The sequence below is a fragment of the Bordetella sp. H567 genome, from assembly GCF_001704295.1.
Lineage (GTDB): Bacteria > Pseudomonadota > Gammaproteobacteria > Burkholderiales > Burkholderiaceae_B > Bordetella_C.
Genome location: NZ_CP012334.1, coordinates 485,555 through 500,509 on the forward strand (window position 1 = coordinate 485,555; position 14,955 = coordinate 500,509).

The 14,955-nt window shown below is 67.6% G+C and carries 11 protein-coding genes; 5 read left to right on the plus strand and 6 right to left on the minus strand.

The features are described 5' to 3' along the window. Positions 1–84 precede the first annotated feature (84 nt). Together metG and AKI39_RS02195 are read right to left on the minus strand one after the other, a co-directional pair. Positions 85–2,271, minus strand: coding sequence for a methionine--tRNA ligase (metG, locus tag AKI39_RS02190; protein ID WP_066632014.1), 2,187 nt, complete (start codon positions 2,269–2,271; stop codon positions 85–87). A gap of 165 nt (positions 2,272–2,436) precedes the next feature. Further along, positions 2,437–2,685, minus strand: a complete 249-nt coding sequence (locus AKI39_RS02195; RefSeq protein WP_066632016.1) for a hypothetical protein — start codon at positions 2,683–2,685, stop codon at positions 2,437–2,439. A gap of 158 nt (positions 2,686–2,843) precedes the next feature. Here AKI39_RS02195 and apbC point away from each other — a divergent pair, with 158 nt between their 5' ends. From apbC to dcd, 4 genes are all read left to right on the plus strand, one after another. Then, positions 2,844–3,929, plus strand: coding sequence for an iron-sulfur cluster carrier protein ApbC (apbC, locus tag AKI39_RS02200; RefSeq protein ID WP_066632018.1), 1,086 nt, complete (start codon positions 2,844–2,846; stop codon positions 3,927–3,929). Positions 3,930–3,932: 3 nt separating this feature from the next. Then, positions 3,933–5,780, plus strand: coding sequence for an autotransporter assembly complex protein TamA (locus AKI39_RS02205; protein WP_066632022.1), 1,848 nt, complete (start codon positions 3,933–3,935; stop codon positions 5,778–5,780). After that, on the plus strand, positions 5,777–9,328 hold the full coding sequence (locus AKI39_RS02210) for a translocation/assembly module TamB domain-containing protein (RefSeq protein ID WP_066632025.1): 3,552 nt from the start codon (positions 5,777–5,779) through the stop codon (positions 9,326–9,328). The genes AKI39_RS02205 and AKI39_RS02210 overlap by 4 nt, the downstream gene beginning before the upstream one ends. 63 nt (positions 9,329–9,391) lie before the next feature. Then, positions 9,392–9,955, plus strand: a complete 564-nt coding sequence (gene dcd / locus AKI39_RS02215) for a dCTP deaminase (protein WP_066632028.1) — start codon at positions 9,392–9,394, stop codon at positions 9,953–9,955. A 72-nt stretch (positions 9,956–10,027) separates the two neighbouring features. Here dcd and AKI39_RS02220 read toward each other — a convergent pair whose 3' ends face one another. The 3 genes from AKI39_RS02220 to AKI39_RS02230 all read right to left on the minus strand — a co-directional run bounded on the left by AKI39_RS02220 (position 10,028) and on the right by AKI39_RS02230 (position 12,901). Then, a complete protein-coding gene (locus AKI39_RS02220) occupies positions 10,028–10,969 on the minus strand; it encodes a TRAP transporter substrate-binding protein (RefSeq protein ID WP_443103570.1) in 942 nt (313 codons plus the stop codon). Between the two features lie 169 nt (positions 10,970–11,138). After that, a complete protein-coding gene (locus tag AKI39_RS02225) occupies positions 11,139–12,356 on the minus strand; it encodes an MFS transporter (protein WP_066632029.1) in 1,218 nt (405 codons plus the stop codon). Next, a complete protein-coding gene (locus AKI39_RS02230) occupies positions 12,353–12,901 on the minus strand; it encodes an NAD(P)H-dependent oxidoreductase (protein WP_066632031.1) in 549 nt (182 codons plus the stop codon). Before AKI39_RS02230 ends, AKI39_RS02225 begins: the two co-directional genes overlap by 4 nt. Positions 12,902–13,017: 116 nt before the next feature. On the opposite strand from AKI39_RS02230, the gene AKI39_RS02235 reads away from it, so the two are divergent. After that, positions 13,018–13,887: a LysR family transcriptional regulator gene (locus AKI39_RS02235; RefSeq protein ID WP_066632033.1), complete on the plus strand. Its 870-nt coding sequence runs from the start codon at positions 13,018–13,020 to the stop codon at positions 13,885–13,887. Between the two features lie 6 nt (positions 13,888–13,893). Here the strand turns inward: AKI39_RS02235 and AKI39_RS25945 are convergent, their stop codons facing one another. Further along, the gene (locus AKI39_RS25945; RefSeq protein WP_083228580.1) at positions 13,894–14,898 is read right to left on the minus strand and encodes a GNAT family N-acetyltransferase; all 1,005 of its coding nucleotides are present in this window, start codon (positions 14,896–14,898) and stop codon (positions 13,894–13,896) included. Positions 14,899–14,955 lie beyond the last annotated feature (57 nt).

Consider the following 14,955-nt stretch of genomic DNA (forward strand, 5'->3'; position numbering starts at 1 on the left):
CCGGCGGAGCCGGATCCGCGGCGTCCCCGATCGGGGGGCACCTGTTTTTTGCGTGGAGGAGCCTACGTACGAAGCGTTGCGGGTTCAGTTGACTCGCATGCCGGGTTGGGCACCGGTGCCGGGCTCCAGGACGTAGATGCCCGGGTGGGCGGATTCGTCGGCGTGGCTGGCGGCCAGGACCATGCCTTCGGAGACGCCGAACTTCATCTTGCGGGGCGCCAGGTTGGCGACCATGACGGTTAGTTTGCCGATCAGGTCCTGCGGCTTGTAGGCGGACTTGATGCCCGAGAACACGTTGCGGTGGCGGCCTTCGCCTACGTCCAGCGTCAGGCGCAGCAGCTTGCTGGAGCCTTCGACTTCCTCGCAATTGACGATGCGCGCGACCCGCAGGTCGATCTTGGCGAAGTCGTCGATGGTGATGGCATCGGCGATCGCTTCGCCGCCCGGCATCACGCCGGCAGCACCATCCGGCGATGCCGGCGCGGCGCCGGCGGCTTTCGCCGAGGCCTGGCCGCTGCTGGCCGGCTTTGCCGCCTTCTGCGCCCCGCCGGCGGCTTTCGCGGCTGTCTGTTCGCCGCCCGCGGCCGGCGCGTCGACCAGCGCGTCCAGCATGGCCGGGTCCACGCGCTGCATCAGATGCTTGAACGGCGCGATGCCCAACGGCAGCATGGCGGCGTCCTGCCAGACGAAGGCGGCTGGCTGGCCGAACAGTTCGCGCGCCACGCGGTCGGCCAGGGCGGGCAGCACCGGCGCCAGCATCACAGACAGGGCCTTGAACCCGGCCAGCGTGCGCGAGCAGATGTCCTGCAGCGCCGCCTTCTGTTCCTCGCCCCCGTTGGCGATGCCCTTGGCCATGACCCAGGGCTGGGCAGCGTCGAAAGCCTGGTTGATGCGGTCGGCGTACGCCATGATGTCGCGGATGGCGCGGCCGTACTCACGCGCCTCCAGCGCGGCGCGCACCGATTCGGCCTGCTCGGCTAGTTCGGCGGAAAGCGCTTTCGTGTCGCCCTGGTAGGCCAGGACGCCATTGAAGTGGCGGGTGATGAAGTTGGCCGCGCGGCTGGCGATGTTGACGTACTTGCCGATCAGGTCGCTGTTGACCCGCGCGATGAAGTCCTCGGCCGTGAAGTCGACGTCCTCGACCTTGGCATTGAGCTTGGCGGCGATGTAATAGCGCAGCCACTCCGGATCCATGCCCACGTCCAGGTAGCGCAGCGGCGAGATCCCGGTGCCGCGGCTCTTGGACATTTTTTCCCCGCTGACCGTGATGAAGCCATGCACGTTCAGTGCGTCGGGCGTTTTACGCCCGGCAAACTTGAGCATGGCGGGCCAGAACAGCGCGTGGAAATAGATGATGTCCTTGCCGATGAAATGCACCTGCTCCGTCGGTCCGGCCGGATCCAGCAGGGCATCGAAGTCCAGGCCCAGCTTGTCGCAATAGGCCTTGAGCGACGCCAGATAGCCGACGGGCGCGTCCAGCCAGACATAGAAGTACTTGCCCGGCGCATCGGGGATTTCGATGCCGAAGTAGGGCGCCTCCCGCGATATATCCCAGTCGCCCAGCTTGGCTTGCGCGTCGTCGGCGCCCAGCCATTCCCGCGTCTTGGCCAGCACTTCGGGCTGCAGGTGGCGCGCGCCGGATGCGTTCGTGCCGGCCGTCCATTCGCGCAGGAAGGCCACGCAGCGCGGGTCCGAGAGCTTGAAGAAGAAATGCTCGGAGCTCTTCAGGACAGGCGTGGCCTTGGTCAGCGTGGAATAAGGGTTGATCAGCTCGGTGGGGGCGTAGACCGCGCCGCACACTTCGCAGGAGTCGCCATACTGGTCCTTGGAATGGCAGACCGGGCATTCGCCCTTGATATAGCGGTCGGCGAGGAACATGCCCTTGACCGGATCGTAGAACTGCTCGATGGTGCGTGTCTCGATCAGGCCCTGGGCCTTCAGCGCCCGATAGATTTCCTGCGACAGCGCCACATTTTCTGGCGTATCCGTGGAGTGCCAGTGATCGAAGCGGATGTGGAAGCCGTCCAGGTAGCGCGGCCGTTCGGCGGCATAGCGCGCCACCAGTTCGCGCGGCGTGATGCCTTCGCTTTCCGCCTTGAGCATGATGGGCGCGCCGTGCGCGTCGTCCGCGCCCACGAAGTGCACGGTGTGGCCCGCCATGCGCATGCTCCTCACCCAGATATCGGCCTGGATGTATTCCATGATGTGGCCGATGTGGAAAGATCCGTTGGCGTAGGGCAGGGCAGTGGTGACGAACAGGGTGCGTGACATGGCCGAAGGGCAGAGTGGGAAACCGGACCCGGCATTTTAGAGCCAGTTGGGCTGGGCATCGCGCGAGCGCGGCCGGGCCGCCGCCATGGGGCAGTCGGAAAAGCAGGCGATGGGAGTGAACAACCGCCGGGAACCGGCAGCAGGGGACGCCGGCGCGGGATGCGCCTAGCGGACTTCGCGCACTTCGACGTCGATGACGTCGGGGCGTACGCCCGGGAATGGGCCGGGGGTGGCGCTGCGCTGGTGCCAGTAGGCCTTGACCCCGAAGGGGCGGCCGCGCACCTTGGCGATGACGTACAGGATGCCCACCGCGATCGCCGTGGATACCATGAAAATCAAGGCCATGACGCCGCCGACCAGGGCTAGCACCGTGAAAGCAAGGGCGCGTACGAAGCGTGTAAGGGCATTGTCCATGCTAGAAATGACGCGAAAAGCGGCGAAAAGTTCCTGCGGATTCCGCTATCCTTGCAACTTGATGATGGGAGCGATGAAGGCCGCACGGTGCTGAAAAGCCAGGCTGTAAACCGGGGTAGCCGCGCCAAGACCCGGGGTGCCTGTAGGAATATAGTGACATGAGTTTGACGATCCAACAAATAAAGGCGGTCCTGGAAGGTGTAACGGACCCGCAAACCGGCGCCAGCATCGGCCAGTATGTGAAAGACCGGGACATCCACCTGGACGCGAATCCGGTTTCGGTCGCTGTCGAGCTGGGCTATCCGGCGCGTACTCAGCAACAGGCCCTGCGCCAAGCCGTGACCGACGCGCTTGCCGCGGCGGGCCTGCCCGGCGTCCAGGTGTCGGTCACATGGAAAATCGCCGCGCATGCCGTGCAGCGTGGCCTGAAGCCGCTGCCTAACGTCGCCAATATCATCGCGGTGGCGTCCGGCAAGGGCGGCGTGGGCAAGAGCACCACCGCCGTCAACCTGGCCCTGGCGCTGGCCGCCGAAGGGGCGCAGGTAGGCGTGCTCGACGCGGATATCTATGGCCCCAGCGTGCCGACCATGCTGGGCATTTCCGGGCGTCCGGCCAGCCATGACAACAAAACCATGGAGCCGCTGCAGGGCCATGGTCTACAGGCGAACTCCATCGGCTTCCTGATCGATGCGGATTCCCCCGCGATATGGCGCGGGCCCATGGTGACGCAGGCGCTGGAACAGCTGCTGCGCCAGACGAACTGGCGCGCGCTGGACTACCTGATCGTCGACATGCCGCCGGGCACGGGCGATATCGCGCTGACCCTGGCGCAGAAAGTGCCGGTGGTGGGCGCCGTCATCGTCACCACGCCGCAGGACATCGCGCTGCTGGACGCGCGCAAGGGGCTGCGCATGTTCGAGAAAGTGGATGTGCCCATCCTGGGGGTGGTGGAAAACATGTCCATGCACATCTGCAGCCACTGCGGACATGCGGAACCGATTTTCGGCGAAGGCGGCGGCAAGCGCATGGCCGAGCAATACGGGGTGGCCTGGCTGGGCGGCCTGCCGCTGACCATGAACATCCGCGAGCAGACGGATGCGGGCAACCCCACGGTGGTGGCGGATCCCGGCAGCGAAGCGGCGGGGCTGTACCGCGACATCGCGCGCCGCGTCGCAGTGGCCGTCGCCGCGCTGCCTCGGGATATGGCCGGGAAATTCCCCAACGTCGTTGTCCAGCAACCCTGACGCATGCAGTGGCTGGCGGGCCTTTTGCTCTGCGTCCTGCTGGCGCTGGTCCAGACGGCGTACGCCAAGCCTGAAATCATCATCGATCCCGGCACGGTGGACCCGGCGTCGGTAAAGGCGGTCAACGATGCCGTGCAAGTGATCGCGCGCCTGGCCTCCGACCAGGACGGCGGCGAAGCGGACCGGCTGCGGCGTCGCGCGCGCGATGCCGCCCTGGCCGCCCTGGCGACCCAGGGCTATTTCGCGGCACGCGTCACGCTGAATACCGGCAGCGACGTGGGCGGCGGCACTTGGGACATCGCCATCGACGCCGGCGTGCGCGCCAGGATCGTCGCCGTCGACCTCTCGTTCACGGGCCGCATCACGCAGCCCGGGTATGCCAGCCGTGTCGCGGCGCTGCGCAAGGACTGGTCGCTGCCCGTCGGCCGTCCCTTCGTCAACGACGACTGGAACAAGGCCAAATCGGCGCTGCTGAACGACGTGGGCGACAAGGACTTCCTGTTGGCGCGCATCGCGGCATCGTCCGCCGATGTGCAGGCCGACCAGGGCGAGGTACGCTTGAAGGTCGTGATTGACAGCGGTCCGGCGGTGCGCATGGGCGCGCTCGAAATCGAGGGCCTGGATCGCGTGCCGCCGTCGCTGGTGCGCCGCTATGTGCGATACAAGCCGGGCGAGGCCTACGACCAGGACAAGCTGAACAGCTGGCAGCAGGTCTTGCAGAGCACGTCCTTCTTCCGGGGGGCTTTCGTCTCCATGGTTCGGCCCGATGGGTCGCACGACACGCCGCCCGCGCAGACGCCCGCCACCTCGACGCCGCAGGGCGACCCCGGCGTGGCGGCCGGCGGACAGCCGGCGCGCGGCGTGGACAGCAACAGCGAGATCACGCTGCCGGTGCAGGTGCGGGTGGTCGAGGCGCCGCCCAAGCGTTTTTCCGCATCGCTGGGCGTGGACAGCGACGTGGGCGTGGGCGTGGAGGCCTTGTATCGCCAGCACGTGGTCTTCGGGCAGCCGCTCACCATGGAGTCCGGTATTGGCGTGAACCGCCTGCGCCAGCGGGTGTACACCGATTTCTACCTGCCGCCGGACGGGCGCGGGAACAAGGACAGCGTGGGCGTGTTGGCCGAACATTCCGACATCCAGGGCCAGGAGGTCACGCGTTTCGCGCTGGGCGCCACACGCCTGCAGGAACGCCATGGCGAGGGCCGGGTGGACTATGAAACCCGCTGGGGCCTGCTGGCGGCGCACGACAGCGTCAGGATCCAGGGCGCCAGCAGCTACGACCTGCCCAGCCTGACCGGCACCGTCGAATGGCTGCGGCGCGACGTCGACAACAAATACGATCCGCGCGAAGGCAGTCTGGTCGCGCTGGGCGGCGGCCTGGGCGTCACGCTGGACACCGGCAGGCCCTACAGCCGTGCCCGTGCCCGCGCCCAGCGATGGTGGCCCGTGGGCCAGCGCGACGTTTTCACGATGCGCGGCGAAATCGGCAAGGTGTGGTCCGACAACACGCGGGTCCCGCCGGATTTTGGATTCCGTACGGGCGGCGCGCGCAGCATACGCGGCTATCCCTACCTGAGTATCGGGGTGGACCGCGGCGATGCGGTGGTGGACGCCCCCACCTTGCTGGTCGGCAGCGTTGAATACGACCACTATTTCGATGAGCGCTGGGGCATCGGCTTTTTCGTGGACGCCGGCGATGCCGCCCAGTCCTTCGGCGATATGCAAATTGCGGTCGGCTATGGCGTGGGCGCGCGGGTCCGCACGCCGGCGGGACCGCTGTTCCTGGATGTCGCCTACGGGCAGCGCGACCATTCATTGCGCCTGGCGTTCTCGCTGGGGATCGCGTTTTGAATATCCTGGCCCGGCTGCTGCGCAATGTCGTGGTGTGGTGGGTGCCGACCCTGCTGCTGTTCCTGTGCGCTCTGGCCGCGGCGGTGGGCTGGGTGGCTGCCACGCAACCCGGCGCGCAATGGCTGGCGCGCACTGCCATGCCCCAGTTGGGCGGGCGGGCCGAAGACCTTACGGGCTCGGTCTGGGGCGGCCTGCATGTCGGCCACCTGGTCGTCGACGCCGCCGGCGTGTCGCTGGACGCGCGCAACCTGACGCTGCGGGTGGCCTGGATGGAATTGCTGCAGCGGCGGCTGCGCGTGCGCGAACTGTCCGCCGACAGCCTGGATCTGGACCTACACGATATCGCACAGGGAACGGCGCCGTCGGACCAAGCGGGGCAAACCCCATCCCTGCCGCTGGATATCGCGGTGGACCGGCTGGTGGTGGGAGAACTTGCGCTGCGGCGCAACGGCGAGCCGATGCCCGTCGCACTCAGCGGCCTGCAGGCGGCATTGCGTGCGGGCGCGGATGGGGCGCGGGCGCGCATCGACACCTTGCACGTCGCGCATGCATGGGGCGATGCCGATCTTCAAGGGCAAGCCGAGTTGAAGCAGTTGGCCGCACCCTGGCCGCTGGCCGCGCGGCTGCACGTCGCGGCCCGCGGCCAGGGCGCGGATTCGCCGCTGTGCGTGGGAAGGTTCGTGAAGGCGGCGGCCCCTTCCGCTGCCGCCGCCCCCGATCCCTGCCTGCTCCAGGCCGACCTGCAGGTGGGCGGGTCGCTCGACGCCCTGTCGGCGACCGTCGCGGCGCAGGGGGCCGGCGCGGTGCTGTCGGCCAAAGCGGACCTGGCGCCGCAGGATGCGCTGCCGCTGCGCGTTGCCGACGCCTCGCTGCAATTGCCCGATGGCACGTCCGCCGCCGTCTCGCTGGCCGTCTCCCGCGACGATGCCCGGCGCGCCATCCGGCTGCAGGGTAGCCTCGCGGCGAAGGGCCTGGATCTGGCCCGCCTGTCGGGCAACGCCATTCCGCCGGCGGTGCTGACCGCCCACGGCAGTTTCGACACCTTGCTGACGGACGGCTACGTCCTGCGCGACGGCCGGATCGAGCTGGTCGTCGACCCGGGCAGCCGCTGGAACAGGCAGGCCCTGCAAGGCAGCGCGCGAGGCCGTGTCATGACGTCAGCCAACGATGATCCGTCCGCGGACTGGACCGCCGCCCTGGGCGACGTGCGCGTGCAGGGCCTGGCGGTGGACCTGGGGCTAGGCGGCAACCGTGTGCGCGCGCACGGCAACGTCGATGCGGGCGCGGGCGCCATCACGGTGGATGCGGCCGCGCCTCGCCTCGCGGACTTCTGGCCCGGCCTGGAAGGGGCCGCCACGCTGCAGGGCAAGCTGACCGGCACGCCGGCCCGGCATCGGCTGGAGCTGCGCGGCGGCTATACCCCGGCGCGTTCGCGTCCCGGCATCTTGGGCAGCGCGCCGATGCAGGCATCCGTCGATATCAGCGGTGGCTATGGCGTAGGGACCGGCACGGACGCCGCCTCGCGCCAGGCAGGATGGCGCGGCACCGTTTCCCGGCTGACCTTCTCCAATGCGGGATTCGAGCTGGCGTCGTCGCGGCCCGGTGCCGTGGCCTACCTGCCGCGTGCCGACGCGCCCCTGTGGCAATGGCAGGTCGGGCCGGCCCGTGTCGAACTGGCCCTGCCCGGCGGCGACCGCGTCGTGCTGGACCATTCAGGTTCGCGCGGCGGCTCGGGACGCTGGGAAACGGCCGGGCGCATGGACAACCTGGTACTGACGCCCGCCATGGTGCGCCGCATCCGCCGCGCGCTGGATCTGGAGGCCGCCGCGCGGCAGGGGCAGACGGCGCCGTCCCGCGTCAATGCGAGGGTGCCCGCGAGCCAGCGCCGCATTGCGCTGGACGTATCGTGGGACCTGCGCTACGCCGGCGCGCTGACGGGCAAGGCCAGGTTGGTGCGCCGTTCCGGCGATCTGCTGGTGCCCGGCGATCCACCCATGCCGCTGGGCTTGCGGGATCTTGTCCTGGACCTGAACGCGACCTCGGCCGGTGGGCGCAACAGCCGCGTGGACGCCGCCTTGCGCGTGGATACGGCCAGCATGGGATCGCTGCGCGGCAGCGGCACGGCGATGCTGGCCGCCACGGCCGACGGCGGGATTGGCCTGGCGCCGCACCAGCCGCTGCGCGTGTCGCTGGATGCCGATGTCGCGGACCTGAAGTGGGTGGAACTGTTCACCGGCGACAATACGGACATTGGCGGCGCGCTGAAGGCCAGTGTGCAGGCCCAGGGCACGCCGGGCGGCGCTTGGACGGCGAGCGGCACGGTCCGTGGCCAGCACCTGCGCTATGTGCGCATCGACGACGGCGTGCGCCTGATGGACGGGACGCTGTCGGCGCGCCTGCAGGGAGACCGCCTGATCGTCGACTCGCTGCGTTTTCCGGCGGTGCTGCGCGTGCTGCCCACCGAGACGCGCACGCGCGATTGGGTGACGCGCGATCCGGACGCCAAGAACGGCTATATCGATGCCAGTGGAAGCTGGGGGCTGATGGACGCCGCCGGGCAGGTGCGCATCGTCCTGCACCGGTTCCCTGTGGTCCAGCGAGCGGACCGCTTCGCCATGATGTCGGGCCGCATCGACATCGACGCGGCCCTGCCGCGCATGTCGATACGGGGCGACGTGAAGGCCGACGCGGGCTGGGCCAGCCTGGAAGTCCTGAGCGAAGTGCCCTCGCTGGACGGCGACGTGGTGGTCCACCGGCCCGGCGTGGACGACGCCGGGCACGCCACGCCCCTGCAGACCGACCTGGACCTGAACGTGGACCTGGGGCCGCGCTTCTACCTCACCGGCATGGGCCTGGATGCCGCGCTGGGCGGCGCGCTACGCATCCGCTACGTCGACAACCGGCTGATGGGCACGGGCGTGCTGCGCACGCGCGCCGGCCGTATCGACGCCTACGGCCAGCGCCTGCAATTGCGGCGCGGCACCGTCACTTTCCAGGGCACCCTGGACAACCCGCTGCTCGATATCGAGGCCCTGCGTACCGGCGAACAGGTCGAGGCGGGCGTGCGCGTCAGCGGCACGGCGCAGCGGCCGCGTATCGACCTGATTTCCTATCCCGACGTCAGCGACGAGGAAAAACTGTCGTGGCTGGTGCTGGGCCGCGCGCCGGACGCCGGCGGCAACGATACGGCGCTGCTGGTGTCGCTGGGCACGGCCTTGCTGGGCAACGGCGAACCGTTCTACAAGCGTTTCGGTGTGGACGATGTCACCGTGCGCAACGGCACGCTGGGCAATACCAACAGCCTGCTACCCAACCAGACCGTGGCGGGCAATGTCAACCAGGACGTGAGCCAGACGCTGGCGACCCAGTTCGTGGTGGCCAGCAAGAATTTCGCGGATGGTGTCACGCTCAGCGTGGAACAGGCGTTGGCGGGCTCCGAAACCGTGGGCCGCCTGAGCTACCGGTTGTCCCGCCGATGGTCCGTGGACGTCAAGGGCGGTTCGGTCAACGGCCTGGAGCTGGTTTATCGGACCTTCCTTGGGGACTGATCCCCGGACGGGGACGCCGTGGACGGTAAAATACCGCGCACTTCAACCTGAGGTTTCCTTCCCATGAGTATCAAGAGCGACCTGTGGATCCGGCGCGCCGCGGCTAACGGCATGATCGAGCCCTTCGAGCCCGGCCAGGTGCGCGAGTCCAACGGCGGCCGGATCGTCAGTTATGGCACCAGCAGCTATGGCTACGACGTGCGCTGCGCGAACGAGTTCAAGATATTCACCAACATCAATTCGACCATCGTCGATCCCAAGAATTTCGACGAGAAATCCTTCGTCGATTTCACGGGCGATGTCTGCATCATTCCGCCGAATTCCTTCGCGCTGGCGCGCACGGTGGAATATTTCCGCATCCCGCGCAGCGTCCTGACCATCTGCCTGGGCAAGAGCACCTACGCCCGCTGCGGCATCATCGTCAACGTCACGCCGCTGGAACCGGAATGGGAAGGCCACGTCACGCTGGAATTTTCCAACTCTACGCCCCTGCCGGCCAAGATCTATGCCGGCGAAGGGTGCGCCCAGATGCTGTTCCTGGAAAGCGACGAGGTCTGCGAAACCTCGTACCGTGACCGTGGCGGCAAATACCAGGGCCAGCTGGGCGTCACGCTGCCGAAGACCTGAGCGGCGGCCGCGCGGCCGCCGCAACCACGGGCACCGGCGGCACCCCAAGCACCGCGGGCACCATTCGTCCGCTTATCGGGCTTTGTACCGGTCCAGGATGGCCTTGCCGTCCGCTCCCGTGCGATCTTGCCAATCGGCCAGCGCACCGGATGCCGCGGCGTGCAGCGCTTGCTGCACCGCGGCCGGAACCGTCGACTCTATCGTCACGCCGTTCTTGCGCATGTTGGCGCGGTTTTCCTCCAGTCGGCCTTCCATGCGCTTCCACTGTTCGGCTTCGGTCGCCGCGGCGGCCTGGTCCACGGCCTGGCGGCCGGCGGCATCCAGGGCCTCATAGGCGTCCAGGTTGATCGTCGCGATGGACAGTGGCATCGCGTAGTTGACCTCGGTGAAGTAGGGCAGGTATTGCCAAAGCTTGCGCCCGGCGCCGCCATCGCCCGAGGACAGCACCGCGTTTACTTCGCCGGATGCCAGGCGCGGCATGGCGTCCGCGAAGGAAATATTCGCCGCCTTGGCGCCGGCGCGCGTCATGGTGGCCTGCGAAACGTCGTCGTAGGTGCGGATCGAAAGCGCCTTCAGGTCCGCCACCGTCTTGATCGGCGCCTTGGACCAGATGCCGGAAGGCGGCCACGGCGTGGTGTACAGCAGTTTCTGGCCATGCGCGGCCAGGAACCGGGCGTAAGCCGGCCGCGCGGCGTCGCGCAAGGCGCGCGCATTGTCCAGCGAGTCGGCCAGGAAGGGCAGCGACGACACGCCGAAGATCGGATATTTGTTTGCCAAGCCCCCGGCGAAGGCATCGGCGGCATCCACCTTGCGCGCCTGGACCGCATCCACCATATCGGCCGACTTGTAGCCCTTGGACGCATCGAAACTGGTTTCGACGACGATATTCCCGTGGGATTTTTCCTTCACCTGCTCGGCAAAGGTCGATATTCCCAGTCCCGGCATGGAGGTGGCCGGATATTCGGTGGTCATCTGCAGGGTCGTGGCGGCTTGCGCCGAGACCGCCATCAGCATGGCCGTGGCCAGCAGGCCGGGAAGGCGGGCGAAACGAAGGGCGGAGCGCCGTGAAAACGCGGGCATGGTGGTTTCCTGGGTAGGTTCGATAAAAGCGGCGCGCGCCGCGAAGGCGGCGGCGCAGCCGTAGCCTGCCACGGCGCGCCCCGAAAGGGACTTCGGCCTTACCCTAGGACGGCCGTGGCGAGGCCGGTTCGCGCCATACGAGCAGCCCGCCGGCCAGCGCCGCCGTGGCCACCGCGGACGCGAATACGGTAACCGCGACGGGCATCCCGGCAATGTCCACCAGATAACCGGTCGCGACCGGCAGTAAGCCGGCCGGGATATATCCAGCGATATTCAATACGGCATTCGCTTCGGCGCGGCGGCTTCCACGGATATTCAGGCCGATCAGCGTCAGGCCGCCCAATTGGCCCAAGCCCTGGCCCGCGCCGGCCAACAGCGCGGCGATAAGCAGCGCGAGAGCAATCGCTCCGTTCACCGCCAGCGCGAGGCTGAACATCGCCAGTACCGTGGCGGCCGCGCCGCTCAGCAGAATCCCACGTACCGACAGTCGCCGTGCAGCGAATTGCGAGCCGGTCGCGGCCAGGAACATGGCGCAGGCCATGCCCCCGGCAATCAAGGGACTGTGGACATGCAATAAACGCGAGAGCAGCGACGGGCCCAGCGACAGGACGAACGATGTCGCGGTGATGCCGGGCCCGAATACGCTGATACCCAGGACAAGATGGCGCCGCGCGTCGCGGGGAACGGACGGCAGGCGCAGTGTCCAGGCAGCGCGATCGCGCCGGGCAGGGCGACGCATCGGCAGGAAAAGAACCACAATGATCGCGCTGATCAACACCAATGCCTGCACGCCAAAGACAATCGCCACGGGCCTTTGCATGTCCTGCGCCACCGCTCCGGACAGCAAGGGCCCGAGACCTGCGCCGAAAACCATCGCCACCGACGCCAGCAAGGCGGCCTGCCGGGTGCGTGCCTCACCGCCGAGATCAGCCACCGCGGCCATGCCGGCCGTCACGACGACGCCCACCGCAATGCCGGCAAGCAGGCGCGCCGCCCCGAGGGCAGCCACCGATTCCGCGCCAGAGAAAAGCAGGCAGGCCAGCAGCGCGGCCAACAGCCCGGGCAGCAGTACCGGCTTGCGCCCATAACGATCCGACAGCTGGCCCGCGACCAGCAGCGTCCCGAGCAGGCTCGCGATGTACACGGCGAATATCACGGTCAGCGTGCCCGACGAGAAGTTCAACTGCGTGCGCCAGTGTTCATAAAGAGGCGTGGGCGAGTTCGATAGCATGAATACCGCTGCCACCGTTCCGGCTGCGCCCCACATGGGACCACGCGATTTCGTGGTGGTCGTCGCGCTCAGTATGTTTGCGTGGCTCATGCGGCTATCCGGTCGCGGTAATAGGTGGTCAGATAATGCAGATACGACACGCCGCTGGCGGCCAGTTCCGCATCGGTCACGTGCGCCACGCCCGTCAGGACGAACGGCGGCAGGAAAATCCCGCCTACGCGATGCACGGTTGCTTCAAAAGGCCAGGTCAATTCCTCGATGGTGTGTCCAACGGAGCCATCGTGCTGGTAAGCCGTGCTGGGGGTGAAGGCCGAAATCGCGATGCCGAACTCCTTGCCTTCCAGCGCGTGGCCGGCGGGGCCGTATGCCCATCCGTAGGCCAGTACTTCGTCGAACCATTTCTTCAGCAGCGGGGGCGAGCTGTACCAGTAGAGGGGGAACTGAAAAACGATGCGATCGTGGTCGCGCAGCAGTGCCTGTTCGCGCGGCACATCGATGTTCCCGTCAGGATACCGCGCGTACAGTGTGTGGATGGTGATGTCCGGGTCCCGGGCCGCGCGCAGCACGGTCAACCAGGCGCTGTGTATGCGGGACTCTCCGAGATCCGGGTGTACCGCGATGACTAGGGTCTTCATGGTGCCCTCCCTGGGCTGGATGGCCGGGCTTGCGCCGGGTCGATGCAGGCATCATCGTCCTGCTCCATGGCATGGTAAATTCCCCATCGGCTCACCTCAAATGTGAAAAATTTCCCATGATCGACTGGGAAGACCTGCATGTATTCGCGGTTTTCATGCGGCAAAGGTCTCTGTCGGCGGCCGCGCGCGAGTTGCAAGTCGAGCACGCAACCATCGCGCGCCGCATCGCCTCGCTGGAGCGCGACCTGAAATTGAAGCTGGTGGATCGCCGGACGCGGTCGTACCTCCCTACTTCCGATGGCGAAACCATTGCCCGCCTGGGCGCCGGGATGGAAGAAGCGGCGCACGCGATCACGCGGGTGGCCGAGGCCGGACAGCAGGGCGTCCTGGGCGATGTCTCGCTAAGCGCGCCGCCGATGCTGACATTGAACCTGATCGCGCCCAGGCTCGGTGAGCTAAGGAAAAAGCACCCAGGGCTACGGCTGCACATCATCACGGAGACCCGCACCGCGTCGCTGACCCAGGGCGAAGCCGATCTGGCCATACGCCTGAGCCGGCCGACGGGTTCCGCGCTGGTCGTGCGGAAGTTGGGGAGCATTCCGTTCTGGCTGTACGCGTCACCGGCCTACCTGGAGGAATGCACGTCGGCGGATTGGACGTTCCTTGCCTACGATGAAAGCATGGAGCAATCGCCGCAACAGGTATGGTTGAAGGCTCACGCCAATGGCAGGCCCATCGTGCTGTCCAGCAACCATCTGGAAATCCAGCAGGCGGCCGCGGCGGCCGGCGCGGGGATCGTGGGCTTGCCTTTTTTTGCCGGCGATCGTGACCGACGCCTGGTTCGCGTCGATAGCGCCGGGCCGGCCCTGAGGCGCGACGTTTGGCTGATCGTGCACGAGGACTTGCGCAGGGTGCCGCGCGTTGTGGCCGCGATGGAGTTCGTCAGCAATGTGATTGGCGATGTGTTGAAGGACAACGCGAGCTAGCCGCGCCTATGCCGATGCGCCGGCGTCCAGGCCCGAGCCGCCGGGCGCCCCCGGCGCGCGTTCGTAATAGATATCCCAGGCATCTTCGCCCGTCTGCACGAAGCCGTGCCGCTGGTAGAAGCGGTTCGAGGCGCTGTCGCGCAGCGCACCCAGCCGCACCGGCACCCCCAGCGCATCGGCGCGCTCGAAGATGCGCCGCAGGACCGCCGCGCCCAAGCCCATGCCCTGGTGGCCGGGTGCGATGTACAGGTGATCCAGCTTCAGCGCGCCGTCATCCCGCCGCAGCGTGTAGAACCCGATACGCGTCCCGTCCAGCAGGATGGCCAGCGTGTCTCGCGGCGCGTACGTCGCCCGCAGTCGCTGCCGGGCGCGCTCCGGGTCGAAGCGTCCCACGCGTTCCAGGCTCTCGCGCATCGCGGCGATCCGCAGGTCCGCCAGCACGTCGAAATCCTCTTCTCCCACGGCGGCGTAGGCCAGCCCCCGTGGTGCCATCGTCATCAGGTATTCGTCGTGGTACGCGCCGGCGACGTACAGGGCTTCCTTCTCGCGCCCATAGATTTCGAAGCCCAGGCGCCGATAGAGCGCCAGTGCCGCCGTGTTGCCGACGGTCACCGACAGGTTTATCCGCCGCACCCCTGGCATGTCGCGCGCCAGTTCGATCGCGGCGTTGATCAGGTGCGCCGAGATCCCGGCGCCGCGATGGGCCGGCGCCACGTACACCGAGACCAGCGACGCCTTGTGGCCTTCCGTTTCGCCCGCCGCGCGCCGGACGCATGCCATTCCGACCAGCGTCGCCCCGTGGAAGGCGCCGACGCCGCCGCCGCGTGCGGGATCGAGCGGCGCGATCCATCCCGCGACGACTTCGGGCGTGTACCGCCGTTCGTCTTCCAGGTTCGCGCCGAAGGCGGTGGGGGATTCCTGCAAGGCATGCAGGCGAAGCGCGTGGAAGGCAGCCGCGTCTTCGGCGGTAAGGCGGCGGACAAGTGGGGATTCGGTGTCAGTGGGCGGCATGCTCAACTGTAACGTATCGGCAGGTACGCCGGATGCGTCCCGACCCCGATCCGCCAG